Here is a 17,763-nt window from a genome sequence, read left to right on the forward strand (position 1 = left end):
TATAACGAGACGTACGGGGTTTGGCTATCGAGTAAAAATAATTCTCATTTAGTTCAAAATCACCAGCGCCGGAAATTCCTGGAGCCGCGCCGAGGTGATGTGGGCCAGCGAGCGGACCACATCCAACGGCTGGTCGAGGCGGTAATTGCCGGTGACGGCGATGTCGGCCAACTGCTCGTTGTTGTTGATGATCCAGCCTGGATAGTAACGACGCAGCTCCGCCAGCACCTGATTCAGCGGGCAGTTTTCGAACACCAGTCGACCCTGGACCCACGCCAGGTCGGTCGCGGCATCGAGTCTGGCGGGGCGATCGAAACCGTTGGGGCCGATGCGAATGCTTTCTCCGGCGGACAATCGAATTCGCGCGTCGTCGCGGGTCGCTCGCAAGTCGACATCCCCACGCTGCACCTGAACCTGTGCCACGCCGTCCAGATAACGCACTGCAAAGGCGGTGTCCCGAACACTGGCCTTGACCGGCCCGGCGTCGATTTCCAGCGGCTGGCCGCGATTGGCCGCCACCTCGAAAAATGCTTCGCCCTGATACAAACGGGCAACGCGTTGTTGATCGTTGATGGTGCTGGAGAAGGCCGAATTGGTATTGAGCAGGACCTTCGAGCCGTCCTCCAGTTGCAGCCGCTGGCGTTCACCGATCACGGTCAGGTGATCAGCCTGCAGGCGAATTGGCAGATTGCTGAAGCTGAACAAACCGAGGATCAGCACGGCGGCGGTGGCTAAGGGTTTCCAGTGCGGTTGCAGGCGCGACAGGACGGTCACTTTCGGTGGCCGTGCAACCAGGCTTTGCGCGCATTGCACCACTTGCGGGCCCTCCCAGATCGCCTGAGCCTTGGCGAACGCTTCGGCATGCGACGGATTGGCGGCCAGCCAGTCGTGAAACTGTCGGGTCTGCTCCTCGCTCGGACTGTCCAGCACGATCAGCCAGTCCAGGGCCTGGTCCATCGCACTTGCGGTGTCCCGTGCCGGGGAGGGCGGAGGGGGGGCGGGGGGAGGCACTGGAAGCGTGTCCGTCACGGTGTTTCCTCGGCAGTGTCTTGGCACTGCTGTTTTTTAGTGAAGCTTGAAAGTGGGGCAAGGGTAGCAAAGCCCGATAGTCAGTGCCGCTCATCCTCATGCTCAGAGAATAAACCTACCGCTTCAGTCTCCGTTTAACCGTTCGGCCACGCCGATGCAGATCGCCATGATCAGTTTCAGCTCCTTTTGCACGGTGCTCAACGACACACTGAGCTTCTCGGCGATCTCCAGATAGCTGTGCCCGTGCAGACGGCTGAGGATGAAAATCTGCTGCTGGCGGGCGCTGAGTTCATTGAGGCTCACGTTCAAGCGCTCAAGCAATTGTTCGGCATGGGCGGCGTCCTCGGCACTGCTGGCGGGCGCGGCGACGCTTTCCACCACGTCCAGCGGCACGTCGTCGAGCAGGGTGCGGGACTGAATACGCCGCGCACGCAAATGGTCCAGTGCCAGGTTGCGGGCGGTCTGGAAAACGAACGGCTCAAGGTGATCGATGGCCCGCTCACTGAGCGCCCGGGTCACTCGCAGGTAGGTCTCCTGCAGGAGGTCTTCGGCGGTGCTGTGGTTGTTGACCATCCGCTCCAATGTGCGCAGCAGAGAGATTCGCTGGGCGATGAAGACGTGATTGAAGCGAGATTGACTCACGGGAGAACCTGATCCATTTCGAGCGGATGATAATGCTTATCATCCGCTCGAGTGGTCAAGTATAGATTTGTGAAGGTTTAAGCGCGGCCCAGCAGATAGGTCGCGTAATCGGGGATCCGGTGTTCGTGCGCCTGTTCCATCATCGGGCTGCTGAGCAGGTAGTCGGCGCTGCATTCATTGCAGGCCACCGGAATGTTCCAGACCGCCGCGACTCGCAGCAACGCCTTGATGTCCGGGTCGTGCGGTTGTGGTTCGAACGGGTCCCAGAAGAACACCAGCATGTCGACCCGCTGCTCGGCGATTCGCGCACCGAGTTGCTGGTCGCCACCCAACGGGCCACTGATCATGCTCTCCACAGGCAAATCCAGGCGTTGTTGCAACAACAACCCGGTGGTGCCAGTGGCGACCAGTTCATGCTGTGCGAGCCTGTCTTTCTGCCGCTGGGCCCAGTCCAGCAAAAACACCTTGCAGTGGTCATGGGCAACCAAGGCAATACGCTTGCGCGCTGCCAGGGTCTTTTGCGTAAAGCTGATACCGATCATCGGTTGCTGCTCCTGCTTTTCACGGCGGGTTATTCAGCGTTGCACAGCGCCAGGCAGTTATCGAGCATGCGGTTGGAGAAGCCCCATTCGTTGTCGTACCAGGCCAATACCTTGAGCAGCTTGCCGCTGGATTTGGTGTGGTTGGCGTCAAAGATCGACGACAGCGGGTTGTGGTTGAAGTCGCTGGAGACCAGCGGCAGGGTGTTGTAACCGAGAACCTTAGAGTGTTGGCTGGCTTCTTTGAGCAGCGCATTCACTTCATCGGCCGATGCTTCGCGTTTGAGTTGCACGGTCAGGTCCACCAGCGACACGTTGATCACCGGAACACGCACGGCCATGCCCGTCAGTTTGCCTGCCAGTTCCGGCAGCACCAGGCCCACCGCCTCAGCGGCACCGGTCTTGCTCGGGATCATGTTCTGGGTGGCCGAGCGCGCGCGGTACGGGTCGGTGTGGTAGACGTCGGTCAGGTTCTGGTCGTTGGTGTAGGCGTGGATCGTGGTCATCAGACCGCTTTCGATGCCCAGTTCGCGGTGCAGCACCTGGGCCACTGGGGCCAGGCAGTTGGTGGTGCACGACGCGTTGGAAATAATCTGGTGCGATTGGCGCAGAATGTCGTGGTTAACGCCATACACCACCGTGGCGTCGGCGCCTTTGGCCGGGGCCGAGATGATCACTTTGCGCGCGCCGGCCGTAATATGCGCGGCGGCCTTGTCGCGGTCGGTGAACAAACCGGTGCATTCGAATACGACGTCGATCTTCTCGGCAGCCCAAGGCAGTTCGGCCGGGTTGCGGATGGCGCTGACAGAAATACGGTCGCCGTTGACGGTCAGGCTTTCCTGATCGTGCTGGACATCGGCATCGAACGTGCCGTGAACAGTGTCGTACTTGAGCAGATGAGCGTTCATCGCGCTATCGCCCAGGTCATTGATGGCAACGATCTGCAGATCCTGACGATAACCTTGGGTATACAGTGCGCGCAGAACGTTACGGCCGATTCGGCCAAAACCATTGATTGCGATTCGAAGAGTCATTTAACAGGGCCGCCGTCGTTTTGTTGTTGGAATTACAAGATTATTCGCATAAAAATAGAAAACAAGCCTTTTTAATGGCAATATTTTGTTCAATCTACAACGAGTGACCTGAATCAACTGGTCCGATCGATCAAGAGACCGCCTGTCAGCCCATGGACATCGGCCCTTGATCAGCATAGACAATCAGGTCGCCACATCCGTTAGCCTGGAGTTCTACACATGCATCCCCGCGTCCTTGAGGTCACCGAACGGCTTATCGCCCGCAGCCGTGCAACTCGTGAGGCTTACCTTGCGCTCATTCGCGGCGCCGCCAGCGACGGTCCGATGCGCGGCAAGCTGCAATGCGCCAACTTCGCCCATGGCGTGGCCGGTTGTGACACCGACGACAAGAACAGTCTGCGGATGATGAACGCCGCGAACATTGCGATTGTTTCGTCCTATAACGACATGCTTTCGGCGCACCAGCCGTACGAAGTCTTTCCTGAACAGATCAAAAAAGCCCTGCGCGAAATCGGCTCCGTCGGCCAGTTCGCCGGCGGCACCCCGGCCATGTGCGATGGCGTGACCCAGGGTGAGCCGGGCATGGAACTCAGCCTGCCGAGCCGCGAAGTGATTGCGCTGTCCACCGCCGTGGCGCTGTCCCATAACATGTTCGATGGCGCGCTGATGCTCGGCATCTGCGACAAAATCGTGCCGGGTTTGATGATGGGCGCGCTGCGCTTCGGTCATCTGCCAACGATTTTCGTGCCGGGCGGGCCGATGGTCTCGGGCATTTCCAACAAGCAGAAAGCCGACGTGCGCCAGCGCTATGCCGAAGGCAAGGCCAGCCGCGAAGAGCTGCTGGAATCGGAGATGAAGTCCTACCACAGCCCGGGGACCTGCACCTTTTACGGCACCGCCAACACCAACCAGTTGCTGATGGAAGTCATGGGCCTGCACTTGCCGGGCGCCTCTTTCGTCAACCCGAACACCCCGTTACGTGATGCCCTGACCCGCGAAGCGGCGCATCAAGTCACGCGTCTGACCAAGCAGAGCGGCGATTTCATGCCGATCGGCGAAATCGTCGACGAACGTTCGCTGGTCAACTCCATCGTCGCACTGCACGCCACCGGCGGCTCGACCAACCACACCTTGCACATGCCGGCGATCGCCATGGCGGCGGGCATTCAATTGACCTGGCAGGACATGGCCGACCTCTCCGAGGTGGTGCCGACCCTGAGCCACGTCTACCCGAACGGCAAAGCCGACATCAACCACTTCCAGGCGGCGGGCGGCATGTCGTTCCTGATCCGCGAACTGCTGGAAGCTGGCTTGCTGCACGAAAACGTCAACACGGTGCTGGGCCATGGTCTGAGCCGCTACACCATGGAACCGTTCCTCGAGAACGGCGAACTGGTCTGGCGCGAAGGCCCGATCGAAAGCCTCGACGAAACCATCCTGCGCCCGGTCGCTCGTGCGTTCTCGGCAGAGGGCGGTTTGCGGGTGATGGAAGGCAACCTCGGTCGCGGTGTCATGAAAGTGTCCGCCGTCGCGTTGGAAAACCAGATCGTCGAAGCACCGGCGATGGTGTTCCAGGATCAGCAGGATCTGGCCGATGCGTTCAAGGCCGGTTTGCTGGAGAAGGACTTTGTCGCGGTGATGCGCTTCCAGGGCCCGCGTTCCAACGGCATGCCGGAACTGCACAAGATGACGCCGTTCCTGGGTGTGTTGCAGGATCGCGGCTTCAATGTCGCGCTGGTCACCGACGGGCGCATGTCCGGTGCGTCGGGGAAAATCCCGGCGGCGATTCACGTCAGCCCCGAAGCGTATGTGGGCGGCGCTTTGGCGCGCGTCCAAGAGGGCGATATTATCCGTGTCGATGGCGTCAAAGGCACCTTGGAGCTTAAGGTGAACGCCGAAGAGTTCGCAGCGCGCGAACCTGCCAAAGGCCTGTTGGGCAATAACATTGGCAGCGGTCGCGAACTGTTTGGTTTCATGCGCATGGCCTTCAGCTCCGCAGAGCAGGGCGCCAGCGCCTTTACTTCTGCCCTGGAGACGCTTAATTGAAACTGGCTTTGGTCGGTGATATCGGTGGGACCAACGCACGTTTCGCGTTGTGGAAAAACCAGCAGCTGGAATCGATCCAGGTGCTGGCAACGGCCGACCACGCCAGCCCGGAAGAGGCGATCAGCCTCTACCTGAGCGGGCTTGGCCTGGCGCCGGGTTCGATCGGTTCGGTGTGCCTGTCGGTGGCCGGTCCGGTGAGCAGCGATGAATTCAAGTTCACCAACAATCACTGGCGACTCAGCCGCAAGGGGTTCTGCAAGACCTTGCAGGTGGATCAACTGTTGCTGGTCAACGACTTCTCGGCCATGGCGCTGGGCATGACCCGTTTGCAGCCGGACGAGTTCCGGGTGGTCTGCGAAGGCACGCCGGAACCGTTGCGGCCGGCGGTGGTGATGGGGCCGGGGACGGGCCTCGGGGTTGGCACGTTGCTCGATCTCGGTGAAGGGCGATTTGCCGCGTTGCCGGGGGAGGGCGGTCACGTCGATTTGCCGCTGAGCAGCCTGCGGGAAACTCAACTGTGGCAGCACATCTTCAATGAAATCGGTCATGTCAGCGCTGAAACGGCATTGAGCGGCAGCGGCTTGCCGCGCATCTATCGGGCGATTTGTGCCGTGGACGGTCATGATCCCGTGCTGGACTCCCCCGAGTCGATTACGGCGGCTGCTCTGGCGGGCGATCCGATTGCCCTGGAAGTGCTTGAGCAGTTCTGCTGCTGGCTGGGGCGTGTGGCCGGCAACAACGTGCTGACCACGGGCGGACGGGGCGGCGTGTACATCGTGGGCGGGGTGATTCCGCGGTTCGCCGATTTCTTCATCAATAGCGGCTTTGCCCGGTGCTTTGCCGACAAGGGCTGCATGAGCGATTACTTCAACGGCATCCCGGTGTGGCTGGTGACGGCGCCGTACTCCGGGTTGATGGGGGCCGGGGTCGCATTGGAGCTATCCCGCCCAACCTGAATCCCACCGTAGTTCGCGGTGTTTGTTGGTTCCGCGCTTAAGGCATAATCCGCCCAATTCAAACAACAAGGATGCCGTCCCTGTGAGCTCAGTCAACAAGTCGATTTTGTTGGTCGATGACGATCAAGAGATACGCGAGTTGCTGGACACCTACCTGACCCGCGCCGGTTTCCAGGTTCGGACCACGCCTGATGGTGCTGGCTTCCGTCAGGCGATGAACGAGGCGTCGAGCGATCTGGTCATCCTCGACGTGATGCTGCCGGACGAAGACGGCTTCAGTCTGTGTCGCTGGATCCGTCAGCACCCGCGTCAGGCACAGGTGCCGATCATCATGCTGACGGCCAGCTCCGACGAGACCGACCGCGTCATCGGCCTTGAATTGGGCGCCGACGATTACCTTGGCAAACCCTTCAGCCCGCGTGAACTGCAGGCGCGCATCAAAGCCTTGTTGCGTCGCGCGCAGTTCGGGCAAGAGCGTTCCGGCAGTGAAGTGCTGGTCTTCGATGACTGGCGGCTGGACATGGTCAGCCATCGGCTGTTCCACATCGATGGCGAAGAAGTGATTCTCTCCGGCGCCGATTTCGCGCTGCTGAAACTGTTCCTCGATCACCCCCAGGAAATCCTCGATCGCGACACCATAGGCAACGCTACCCGTGGTCGTGATTTGATGCCGCTGGATCGCATCGTCGACATGGCCGTCAGCCGTTTGCGCCAGCGTCTGCGCGACACCGAAAAACCGCCACGCCTTATCCGTACCGTGCGCGGCAGCGGCTACCAACTGGCCGCCAATGTGGTTGCAAGCAATGGCCATTGAGTTTTTCCGCGAGCTCGCCGCGCGGATTCCCGTGCCGCGCTCATTGCTCGGGCGGATGTTGCTGCTGACGCTGTTGGCGGTGTTGTTCGCCCAGACGCTGTCGAGCGTGATCTGGGTGTCGCAACTGCGCGCCACGCAACTTGAAGGCCTGGTCACCAGCGCTCGTAGCCTCGCTCATTCGATGACGGCCAGCGTCAGTTACTTCCGCTCTCTGCCAGTAGCGTTTCGGCCATTGGTACTCGACCAGTTGCGCAGCATGGGCGGCACCCGTTTTGTGGTGACGCTCAACGACAAACCCTTGGGCATGGAAGTGCTGCCGATCACCCCGCGCAAAGAAGCCGTGCTAAACGCGGTGGACGAAGTGTTGCGCAAGTCCCTGGGCCAGGACACGGATATCTCGGTGACATTCGTCAGCCCCGAAGACCTGCGGATCTTCAACGGAGGCCTGAAACTCGATGAATTGCCGCGTTCCTGGGCGCATTACGCGCTGACCCTGGAACCGGTGAATCCACCGGTATTGGTCACGCAAATCCAGATGGCGCCGGGCGAGTGGCTGTACATCGCCTCGCTGTTGCCTGAGCCCTACACCAGTCTTGAAGAACAAGGCCTGCCGGCGCAGCAAGTCTGGTTTATCGTGCTGACCAGCGGCTTCTTGTTGTTGTTCATTGGCCTGCTGGTGCACTGGCAGAGCCGGCCGCTCAAGCGCTTGGCGCGGGCGGCACGGGACATGTCCCTCGGCGCGGAAGTCGAGCCCGTGGCGGAGGGGGGCGGCAGTGAAGTGGTTGAGGTCGGCCGCGCCTTCAATGCAATGCGCGAACGTATCAGCCGTTACCTGACCGAGCGCAGCCAGTTGTTCAGCGCTATTTCCCATGACCTGCGCACGCCGATTACCCGTTTGCGGTTGCGGGTTGAACTGCTTGAAGACGAAACGCTGCAAGCCAAGTTCGGGCGGGATCTGGATGAGTTGGAGCTGCTGGTCAAAGGCGCGCTGCAATGCGTGAAAGACACCGACATCCACGAAAACATCGAACCGGTGGACCTCAACCATGTACTTGATTGTCTGGTGGAACCGTATCTGGCGCCCAGCGGCAATGGTCGCGTCACCCAGCAAGGGCGTGCGTTGGCGACGTATCCCGGTAAGCCTTTGGCGCTCAAGCGTTGCATCGGCAACCTGATCGACAATGCCTTGAAGTATGGGCAAAAAGCGCATTTGCACATTGATGACGACCCGAGTGCGTTCATCCTGCATGTGGACGATGAAGGACCAGGCGTGTCGGAGCAGCGGATGGAGCAGGTGTTCGAACCGCACTTCCGCCTGGCCGGGCAGCAGCAGGGTTATGGGCTGGGGTTGGGTATTGCGCGAAATATTGCGCATAGCCATGGGGGTGAAGTCAGCCTGCAGAATTTGCGTGAAGGCGGGTTACGGGTGACGTTGCAGCTTCCTCGTTCCGTCGACTGAAAAGATCAAAAGATCTGGTTTTGTCACAAGCCAGTGACATAACTCGCCCCCTTCGTTACAAACCCACCACCGCCCGTTGTTTAGACTGCCCCCAGTCATAACAACAAAAAAGGCACCCCATGGACACCTTCCAACCCGCCTTCGGCAGTTGGCTGAACGCACCTGCCCATCAGCGCTGGCTCGCTGCCGAAGGCCTGCGCCTGCTGGCGTTTGCCAAGGCTTCAAAGCTCGCCGCAGGCTTCGGCAATCTTGATCAAAAAGGCTGCCTGCCGGCCAACGCCCACGCTGAAACCATGAACACCGCGCGCATGACCCACAGTTTCGCCATGGCCCACATCCAGGGTCTGCCGGGTTTCGCCGAGCTGGTGGATCACGGTGTCAAAGCCCTCAGCGGCCCATTGCGTGACGCCGAACACGGTGGCTGGTTTGCTGCCCCCGAGCATCGTGACGGCAACACCGGCAAAGCGGCTTACCTGCACGCCTTCGTCGCGCTGGCCGCCAGTTCTGCGGTCGTCGCTCAGCGTCCTGGCGCGCAGGCCTTGCTCGACGATGCCATCCACATCATCGACGCGCATTTCTGGAGCGAGGAGGAGGGCGCGATGCGCGAATCTTTCAACCGCGACTGGAGTGAAGAGGAAAGCTATCGCGGCGCCAACAGCAACATGCACGCCACCGAAGCGTTTCTCGCATTGGCCGATGTCACCGAAGAGAACCGCTGGCTGTGCCGTGCCCAGCGCATTGTCGAGCGCGTGATCCATGGTTACGCCGTTGCCAACGATTACCGGGTGGTCGAGCATTTCGACCGCGACTGGCAACCCTTGCGCGAATACAACCACGACAACCCGGCTGATGGTTTTCGCCCCTACGGCACCACGCCGGGTCACGGTTTCGAGTGGGCCCGGCTGATGCTGCATCTCGAAGCGGCGCGGGTTAAGGCCGGGATGCTGACGCCGGGCTGGCTCGCCAGCGACGCGCAAAAACTCTTCGACCAAAACTGCCGTCACGGGTGGAATGTCGACGGGGCACCGGGGATTGTCTACACCCTCGACTGGGACAATCGCGCCGTGGTTCGCCATCGCCTGCACTGGACCCATTGCGAAGCCAGCGCCGCCGCCAGTGCGCTGCTTAAACGCACAGGCGATGCGCAATACGAACGCTGGTACCGACTATTTTGGGAATTCTGCGACAACCATTTCATCGACCGTGAACGCGGCAGCTGGCACCACGAACTCAATCCGCAGAACCGCCCGAGCGCCGATATCTGGGCGGGTAAACCCGACCTTTATCACGCCTGGCAAGCCGTGCTGATCCCGCGATTGCCTCTGGCGCCGAGCCTGGCGAGCGCCCTGGCACAGTTATCCCGGAACGCTCCTGTGTAACCATGTGGTGACATTCGAGCGTCCCTTCGTTACCTGCGAAGGGATCACTCCTGTTTAAAATCCTAGGCAGCGCAAGCACCAGACTTGCATGCATAACAACAAGAAAGGTACTACTAGATGAATGCGATTTCTCGCCTCGCTACTGTCATTTCTCTCGCCTCACTGCTTCCCCTGTCTGCGTTCCCGCTGAGTGCACTTGCCGCCGATTCCAAAGGTTCGGTGGAAGTCGTTCACTGGTGGACCTCCGGTGGTGAAAAGGCCGCGGTCGATGTTCTGAAGGCCCAAGTCGAAAAAGACGGCTTTACCTGGAAGGACGGCGCAGTCGCCGGTGGTGGCGGTTCCACAGCCATGACCGTACTTAAAAGCCGCGCCGTCGCCGGTAACCCGCCGGGCGTTGCACAGATCAAGGGACCGGACATCCAGGAGTGGGGCAGCACTGGCCTGCTCAGCACCGATGCCCTGAAAGACGTTGCCAAAACCGAAGGTTGGGATGGCCTGCTGTCGAAGAAAGTCTCCGACACCGTCAAATTCGAAGGTGACTACGTCGCCGTGCCGGTGAATATTCACCGCGTCAACTGGCTGTGGATCAACCCGCAAGTCTTCAAGAAAGCCGGGATCGCAAAAGCCCCGACTACCCTCGAAGAATTCTATGCCGCCGGCGACAAACTGAAAGCCGCCGGCTTCATCGCGCTTGCCCACGGTGGCCAGCCTTGGCAGGACAGCACCGTGTTTGAAGACGTGGTGCTCTCGGTCATGGGCGCTGACGGTTACAAGAAAGCCCTGGTAGACCTGGATCAGAAAACCCTCTCGGGCGCCGAGATGACCAAATCGTTCACCGAGCTGAAAAAAATCACGGGCTACATGGACCCGAACCGCGCCGGTCGTGACTGGAACATCGCGGCCGCCGACGTCATCAACGGCAAGGCCGGTATGCAGATGATGGGCGACTGGGCCAAGAGCGAATGGACCGCCGCCGAGAAAGTAGCGGGCAAGGACTACCAGTGCGTGCCGTTCCCGGGTACCGAAAAAGCCTTCACCTACAACATCGATTCCCTGGCGGTGTTCAAGCTCAAGTCTGATCGAAAAGGCGACATCGCCGCTCAGCAAGACCTGGCCAAGGTCGCGCTGGGTAAAGACTTCCAGAAAGTCTTCAGCATCAACAAAGGCTCGATTCCGGTGCGTACCGACATGCTTAACGACATGAGCGGCCTGGGCTTCGATTCCTGCGCTCAAGCGGCTGCCAAGGATTTCCTTGCCGACGAGAAGACTGGCGGCCTGCAACCGAGCATGGCGCACAACATGGCCACGTCCCTGGCCGTGCAGGGCGCGATCTTCGATGTAGTGACCAACTTCATGAACGACAAGAATGCTGACCCGGTCAAGGCCAGCGCCCAACTGGCATCGGCCGTCAAAGCCGCCCAGTAAGTTCATAAAACGGCGCAGGTGAAACCTGCGTCACACCCCTGATTGTCGCCGCCCTGCATGTGCCCACGCTCATGCGGCGGGCGCGTGCAGTCCCGATTCCACTTCTTCACCTGGATTATCCCGATGAGCTCTGTGGCGGTTTTCAGCAAAGCCTCACCGTTCGACGCACTGCAGCGCTGGCTCCCCAAACTGGTTTTGGCGCCAAGCATGCTGATCGTCCTGGTTGGTTTTTACGGTTACATCATTTGGACATTCGTTCTGTCCTTCACCAATTCCAGCTTCATGCCGAGCTACAAATGGGTCGGCCTGCAGCAATACATCCGCCTGATGGGCAATGATCGTTGGTGGGTCGCGAGCAAAAACCTCGCGGTCTTCGGCGGCATGTTTATCGGCATCAGCCTGGTGTTGGGGGTGTTCCTGGCGGTGCTGCTGGATCAGCGCATTCGCAAGGAAGGCTTCATCCGCACCGTTTACCTGTACCCGATGGCGCTCTCGATGATCGTCACCGGTACCGCGTGGAAATGGCTGCTCAACCCAGGTCTGGGCCTGGACAAGATGCTGCGTGACTGGGGCTGGGAAGGCTTCCGTCTCGACTGGCTGGTGGATCAGGATCGCGTCGTTTACTGCCTGGTGATCGCCGCCGTGTGGCAAGCCTCCGGGTTTGTAATGGCGATGTTCCTCGCCGGCCTGCGTGGTGTCGATCAATCGATCATTCGTGCCGCGCAAGTTGACGGTGCGAGCCTGCCGACCATCTACCTGAAGATCGTTTTGCCGAGCCTGCGCCCGGTGTTCTTCAGCGCCTTCATGATCCTCGCGCACATCGCGATCAAGAGCTTCGACCTGGTGGCGGCAATGACGGCTGGCGGTCCGGGCTACTCCTCCGACCTGCCCGCGATGTTCATGTATTCCTTCACCTTCAGCCGTGGCCAGATGGGCATTGGTTCGGCGAGCGCCATGATGATGCTCGGCGCGATCCTGGCGATTCTGGTGCCGTACCTGTATTCCGAATTGCGAGGCAAACGCCATGAGTAATCAACTCGCAAAACCGGCGATCAGCTTCAGCCGCGTCGCCATCTACGCCACGCTGTTGCTGGCCGCCGCGATCTACCTGATCCCGCTGGTGGTGATGTTGCTGACCAGTTTCAAATCCCCGGAAGACATCCGCACCGGCAACCTGTTGAGCTGGCCGCAAGTGATTGACGGCATCGGCTGGATCAAGGCCTGGGACAGCGTCGGCAGCTACTTCTGGAACTCGGTGAAAATCACCGTGCCGGCAGTGCTGATCTCCACCTTCATTGGTGCAATGAACGGCTACGTGCTGTCGATGTGGCGCTTCCGCGGTTCGCAACTGTTCTTTGGGCTGCTGCTGTTCGGCTGCTTTCTGCCATTCCAGACCGTGCTGCTGCCGGCCTCGTTCACCCTCGGCAAGATTGGCCTGGCGAACACCACCACCGGTCTGGTGCTGGTGCACGTGGTCTACGGCCTGGCGTTCACCACGCTGTTCTTTCGCAACTACTACGTGAGCATTCCGGATGCGCTGGTCAAGGCTGCACGGCTTGATGGCGCGGGCTTCTTCACGATTTTCTGGAAGATCCTGCTGCCGATGTCGATCCCGATCGTGATGGTCTGCCTGATCTGGCAGTTCACTCAAATCTGGAATGACTTCCTGTTCGGCGTGGTCTTCGCCAGTGGAGATGCCCAGCCGATTACCGTGGCCCTGAACAACCTGGTCAACACCAGCACCGGGGCCAAGGAATACAACGTTGATATGGCTGCCGCGATGATCGCCGGGCTGCCGACACTGCTGGTCTACATATTCGCTGGCAAGTATTTCCTGCGTGGGCTGACGTCCGGCGCGGTCAAGGGGTAGAACAATGGCAACTCTCGAATTACGCAACGTCAATAAGACCTATGGCGCCGGTTTGCCGGACACCCTGAAAAACATCGAACTGAAGATCGATGACGGTGAGTTCCTGATCCTGGTTGGCCCGTCGGGCTGCGGTAAATCCACGCTGATGAATTGCATCGCCGGTCTGGAAAACATCAGCGGCGGCGCGATCCTGGTAGACGACGCCGACATCAGCGGCATGAGCCCGAAAGATCGCGACATCGCCATGGTGTTCCAGTCCTACGCGCTGTACCCGACGATGAGCGTGCGCGACAACATCGCGTTCGGCCTGAAAATTCGCAAAATGCCCGCCGCTGAAATCGACGAAGAAGTCGCTCGCGTGGCCAAGCTGTTGCAGATCGAACATTTGCTCGGCCGCAAACCCGGCCAGCTCTCCGGTGGTCAGCAACAGCGCGTGGCAATGGGCCGTGCCCTGGCGCGGCGGCCGAAGATTTACCTGTTCGATGAACCGCTGTCCAACCTCGACGCCAAGCTGCGCGTCGAGATGCGTACCGAAATGAAACTGATGCACCAGCGCCTGAAAACCACCACGGTCTACGTGACCCACGACCAGATCGAAGCGATGACCCTGGGCGACAAAGTGGCGGTGATGAAAGACGGAATCATCCAGCAGTTCGGCACGCCGAAAGACATCTACAACAACCCGGCCAACCTGTTTGTGGCGAGCTTCATCGGTTCGCCGCCGATGAACTTCATCCCCCTGCGTTTGCAGCGCAAGGACGGTCGACTGGTGGCGCTGCTCGATAGTGGTCAGGCACGCTGCGAATTGCCATTGGGTATGCAGGACGCCGGTCTTGAAGACCGCGAAGTGATCCTCGGCATGCGCCCGGAGCAGATCGTGCTGGGGGGCAGCGAGCCGAATGGTTTGCCGGTCATTCGCGCCGAAGTCCAGGTCACCGAGCCAACCGGTCCCGACACGCTGGTGTTCGTCAATCTCAACGAAACCAAAGTCTGCTGCCGTCTGGCGCCAGATGTCGCGCCAGCGGTAGGCGAGACCCTGACCCTGCAATTCGATCCATCGAAAGTGCTGTTGTTCGATGCCAAGACCGGGGAGCGCCTGGGGGTGGCCGGTCAGTCTAAAACCGAGACTCACCGTGCCAATGTGGCGCAGTTCAAGGGCCGTTAAAGAACAAAGTGTGGGAGAAAACCTGCTCCCACAGAGGATCTAGATGTCACCGCGTTAGATAAAAACAGTTAATAACAATAAAACGAGGATGTAGGGATGAAGAAGAAAAACAACGCTCAGCTTATCTGCCAGTTGTCAGCCATTGCGGCAATGATGCTGGCCGGTAGCGTGCACGCGGCTGATGCGTTCAGCGCCGATTCTGAATGGATGACCGGTGATTGGGGTGGCGAGCGGACCAAGCTGATCGAGCAGGGTATCGACATCAAGATGGACTACGTCGGTGAAGTGGGTGGCAACCTCCACGGCGGCTACAACAACGACAAGACTGCGCGTTACGCCGATCAGTTTGGTCTCGGCGTGGCACTGGACCTGCAAAAACTGTGGGGCTGGGATAACACCCAGGCCAAGATCCAGCTCACCAACCGTAATGGTCAGAGCATTTCCAATGACCGTGTGGGTGACCCGCGTGCCGGCACCTTGAGTTCGTCCCAGGAAGTCTACGGCCGTGGTCATATGGTCCGCCTGACCCAGTTGTGGATCAAGCACCAGTTCCTCGACGGAAAACTGGACGTCAAAGCCGGTTACTTCGGCGAAGGCGAGGATTTCAACACCTTCCCTTGCGAGTTCCAGAACCTGGCGTTCTGCGGTTCTCAGGCGGGTAACTGGGCCACCAACATCTGGTACAACTGGCCCGTCATGCAGGCTGCTGTGCGTGTGAAGTACAACATCTCGCCCGAGTTCTATGCGCAGATCGGCGCTTACAACCAGAACCCGTCGCAACTGGAACATGGTAACGGCTTCAAGCTCAGCGGCAGTGGTACGGCGGGCACCGTCTTGCCGGTCGAGTTGGTCTGGCTGCCTAAACCTAACAACCTGCCGGGCGAATACCGTGTCGGTTACTACAAAAGCACGGCCAATGCCGATGACGTCCGCAAAGACGAAAACGGCAATGATGCAGCCACCAGCGGTAACGCCTATCGCAGCCACGATAGCAAACACGGCTACTGGTTCGTGGCGCAGCAACAACTCACGAGCCACAACGGTGACGCGTCCCGCGGTCTGAACATTGCCGCCAACGCCACGTTCCACGACAAGGACACCAACGTCGTCGACAACTACCAGTCGCTGATGTTTGTGTACAAGGGCCCGTTCGATGCACGTCCAAAAGATGACCTGGGGATCGGTTTTGCCCGTATCCATGTCAACGATGACGTGAAGAAAAACGCTGAGCTGATCAACGCCTCCAATGGTGTCAGCGACTACGAAGATCCGCTGTTCTCGCCGCTGCGTAGCACCGAGTACAACTATGAGATCAACTACGGCTTCCACGTTACCAACTGGCTGACTGTGCGTCCTAACCTGCAATACATCACTCACCCAGGCGGCGTCGATGAAGTCGACAACGCGCTGGTCGCCGGCCTGAAAATTCAGTCGGTGTTCTAGCGCTGTTGCGATAAGCTCCTCTCTATGTGCGCATTTTTACGGACAGCCCAGGCTGTCCGCTTTTTTTGGGGCTGCACACCCCGGGTGATATTCAGGACCGTGGCACATGCATGAGCATCCGCTACAACGCTTCTTCAAGTCCTTGCGCGAACGTCCGGTGTTTGCGTGGGAGCGCTATCAGAAGCGCGACGTGCTGGTGATCGACCATCCGCTGTGTCAGGCGGTGTTCAGTCGACAGGGTGCGCAGTTGCTGCACTTCCAGCCAAAGGGCCAGAAGCCCTGGCTCTGGTGCGCGGCGAAGTGGCCTCAGGTCGGCGCGATACGTGGTGGCGTTCCGGTGTGCTGGCCGTGGTATGGCCGTCATCCGAGCGAAAACGCCTGGCCGTCGCATGGCTGGGCACGGCTGATCGACTGGAAACTTCTGGACAGCCGCACTGATGACGATGGCGTGCGTCTGCACTGGCAACTTCAGTTGTGCGACTGGCAAGTGGACCTGCACGCGCACTTGGGCGAACGCATGGATTTACGTCTGAGTACCGAGCATCAGGACAGCCTGCCGTGCCAATTGAGTCAGGCGTTGCATGCGTATTGGCGTATTGGCGACGTCGGCGAGGTAGCGCTGTCTGGTCTTGACGGGGCTCAAGGTTACGACCAGTTGAAACGGCAAATTTGTCATCAGGAAGGTGAGTTGCGGGTGGAGGGTGGCTGTCAGCGGGTGTTCCAGCATGACGGCGAATTACAGCTCAAGGACCACGCCTGGCAGCGCGAGTTGTGCATCGATACCGGTGACCATGCGGACACGGTGGTTTGGCATCCGGGCTCACGGCCGTTACTGGGAGTGAGCTGGAATGAGATTTCGGAGTTTGTGTGTGTTGAAGCCGCGAGTGGCGGGAGCGATAGCCTGAGCCTGGCACCCGGGGAGACGTCGCATTTGAGTTTGCAGGCACGGGTGATTGTTCCCACGCGGGCGCATGGGAACGTAGGAACGATCATGGTGGGTTAATTAAACTCATCCCCAATCGGATACCGACTGGCGTTCAGACTTTCCTTGATCTTGCGCAAATGCGGCTGAAAATCCACGCCTCGGCGCAAGGTCATGCCGGTGGCGAGCACATCCAGCACAGTCAGTTGAATGATCCGCGACGTCATCGGCATATAGATGTCGGTGTCTTCCGGCAGCGGAATGTTCAGGCTCAACGTGCTGGCCTTGGCCAGTGGCGAGCCCTCGGCGGTCAAACCCAGTACCGACGCGCCGTTCTCCCGGGCGATACGCGCCACTTCCACCAGTTCACGGGTACGGCCGGTGTAGGAAATGATCACGAACAACTCGCCGGTGTGCGCCACCGACGCAATCATGCGCTGCATCAGCACGTCCGCGTGAGCGGTGACCGCCAGGTTGAAGCGGAAGAACTTGTGCTGCGCATCCAGCGCCACCGGGGCCGAGGCGCCGAGGCCGAAGAAGTGGATCTGCCGGGCCTGGATCAACAGGTCGACGGCGCGGCTGATCAGGTTCGGGTCAAGCGCCTGCAACGCACTGTCCAAAGAGGCGATGGCGCTGCCGAAAATCTTTTTGGTATACGCCTCCGGATCATCGTCGGCCTCGACGGCACGGCTGACATACGCAGCGCCGCTGGCCAGGCTCTGGGCCAATTGAAGCTTGAGTTCCGGGTAGCCGCTGACGCCGAACGATCGACAGAAACGGTTGACCGTCGGCTCGCTGACCTTTGAGGCCTGGGCGAGGGCGGCAATGCTGAACCGGGTGGCCTGCTGTGGGTTGAGCAGGATCACTTCGGCGACTTTGCGTTCTGCCTTGTTCAGGTCTTCAAGGCGATTCTGGATCTGTTCCAGTAAATTTCGCACGCGGTCCATACGGATTCCTTGGTCGGCTATGCAAATTGGGCCTTTGATACGGCCCCAAGCGGTGGCCTATCCTACTGATGGCTCCGACCGTCCACCACTCGG

Annotated in this window: 16 protein-coding genes; 11 read left to right on the forward strand and 5 right to left on the reverse strand. The window is 59.7% G+C overall.

Going from position 1 to position 17,763, the window contains the following annotated elements:
• Positions 1 to 48: 48 nt before the first annotated feature.
• The 4 genes from ACXPVS_RS17260 to gap all read right to left on the reverse strand — a co-directional run bounded on the left by ACXPVS_RS17260 (position 49) and on the right by gap (position 3,244).
• Positions 49 to 957 (reverse strand): FecR family protein, encoded by a 909-nt coding sequence (locus ACXPVS_RS17260; RefSeq protein WP_458511009.1) that lies wholly within the window; start codon positions 955 to 957, stop codon positions 49 to 51.
• A 195-nt stretch (positions 958 to 1,152) separates the two neighbouring features.
• Positions 1,153 to 1,671 carry an RNA polymerase sigma factor gene (locus ACXPVS_RS17265; protein ID WP_458511010.1) on the reverse strand — a complete coding sequence of 173 codons (519 nt, stop codon included), beginning with the start codon at positions 1,669 to 1,671 and terminating at the stop codon, positions 1,153 to 1,155.
• A 77-nt stretch (positions 1,672 to 1,748) separates the two neighbouring features.
• The gene (locus ACXPVS_RS17270; RefSeq protein ID WP_458511011.1) at positions 1,749 to 2,213 is read right to left on the reverse strand and encodes a methylglyoxal synthase; all 465 of its coding nucleotides are present in this window, start codon (positions 2,211 to 2,213) and stop codon (positions 1,749 to 1,751) included.
• A gap of 29 nt (positions 2,214 to 2,242) precedes the next feature.
• The gene (gap, locus tag ACXPVS_RS17275; protein WP_458511012.1) at positions 2,243 to 3,244 is read right to left on the reverse strand and encodes a type I glyceraldehyde-3-phosphate dehydrogenase; all 1,002 of its coding nucleotides are present in this window, start codon (positions 3,242 to 3,244) and stop codon (positions 2,243 to 2,245) included.
• A 219-nt stretch (positions 3,245 to 3,463) separates the two neighbouring features.
• On the opposite strand from gap, the gene edd reads away from it, so the two are divergent.
• The 11 genes from edd (at position 3,464) to ACXPVS_RS17330 (ending at position 16,804) form a co-directional block, all read left to right on the forward strand.
• Positions 3,464 to 5,290 carry a phosphogluconate dehydratase gene (gene edd / locus ACXPVS_RS17280; RefSeq protein ID WP_458511013.1) on the forward strand — a complete coding sequence of 609 codons (1,827 nt, stop codon included), beginning with the start codon at positions 3,464 to 3,466 and terminating at the stop codon, positions 5,288 to 5,290.
• Positions 5,287 to 6,246 (forward strand): glucokinase, encoded by a 960-nt coding sequence (locus ACXPVS_RS17285; RefSeq protein ID WP_458511014.1) that lies wholly within the window; start codon positions 5,287 to 5,289, stop codon positions 6,244 to 6,246. The genes edd and ACXPVS_RS17285 overlap by 4 nt, the downstream gene beginning before the upstream one ends.
• A gap of 82 nt (positions 6,247 to 6,328) precedes the next feature.
• Entirely contained in the window at positions 6,329 to 7,060 is a 732-nt protein-coding gene (locus ACXPVS_RS17290; RefSeq protein WP_458511015.1) for a response regulator, read from the forward strand.
• Positions 7,050 to 8,519 (forward strand): ATP-binding protein, encoded by a 1,470-nt coding sequence (locus ACXPVS_RS17295; RefSeq protein ID WP_458511016.1) that lies wholly within the window; start codon positions 7,050 to 7,052, stop codon positions 8,517 to 8,519. The genes ACXPVS_RS17290 and ACXPVS_RS17295 overlap by 11 nt, the downstream gene beginning before the upstream one ends.
• Before the next feature lie 119 nt (positions 8,520 to 8,638).
• Positions 8,639 to 9,898, forward strand: coding sequence for a D-mannose isomerase (locus ACXPVS_RS17300; protein WP_458511017.1), 1,260 nt, complete (start codon positions 8,639 to 8,641; stop codon positions 9,896 to 9,898).
• Between the two features lie 117 nt (positions 9,899 to 10,015).
• Positions 10,016 to 11,323, forward strand: coding sequence for an ABC transporter substrate-binding protein (locus ACXPVS_RS17305; RefSeq protein WP_458511018.1), 1,308 nt, complete (start codon positions 10,016 to 10,018; stop codon positions 11,321 to 11,323).
• A 123-nt stretch (positions 11,324 to 11,446) separates the two neighbouring features.
• Entirely contained in the window at positions 11,447 to 12,355 is a 909-nt protein-coding gene (locus ACXPVS_RS17310) for a carbohydrate ABC transporter permease (RefSeq protein ID WP_458511019.1), read from the forward strand.
• Complete coding sequence (locus tag ACXPVS_RS17315; protein WP_458511020.1) at positions 12,348 to 13,193, forward strand: carbohydrate ABC transporter permease; 846 nt, start codon at positions 12,348 to 12,350, stop codon at positions 13,191 to 13,193. Before ACXPVS_RS17310 ends, ACXPVS_RS17315 begins: the two co-directional genes overlap by 8 nt.
• Positions 13,194 to 13,197: 4 nt before the next feature.
• The gene (locus tag ACXPVS_RS17320) at positions 13,198 to 14,358 is read left to right on the forward strand and encodes an ABC transporter ATP-binding protein (protein ID WP_458511021.1); all 1,161 of its coding nucleotides are present in this window, start codon (positions 13,198 to 13,200) and stop codon (positions 14,356 to 14,358) included.
• A gap of 96 nt (positions 14,359 to 14,454) precedes the next feature.
• Positions 14,455 to 15,801 carry a carbohydrate porin gene (locus ACXPVS_RS17325; protein WP_458511022.1) on the forward strand — a complete coding sequence of 449 codons (1,347 nt, stop codon included), beginning with the start codon at positions 14,455 to 14,457 and terminating at the stop codon, positions 15,799 to 15,801.
• A gap of 106 nt (positions 15,802 to 15,907) precedes the next feature.
• A complete protein-coding gene (locus tag ACXPVS_RS17330) occupies positions 15,908 to 16,804 on the forward strand; it encodes a D-hexose-6-phosphate mutarotase (RefSeq protein WP_458511023.1) in 897 nt (298 codons plus the stop codon).
• Here ACXPVS_RS17330 and ACXPVS_RS17335 read toward each other — a convergent pair.
• Positions 16,801 to 17,661, reverse strand: coding sequence for a MurR/RpiR family transcriptional regulator (locus ACXPVS_RS17335; RefSeq protein WP_458511101.1), 861 nt, complete (start codon positions 17,659 to 17,661; stop codon positions 16,801 to 16,803). The two genes, ACXPVS_RS17330 and ACXPVS_RS17335, sit on opposite strands and share 4 nt — an antisense overlap.
• Positions 17,662 to 17,763 lie beyond the last annotated feature (102 nt).

This window comes from Pseudomonas sp. Ma2-10, assembly GCF_054330215.1.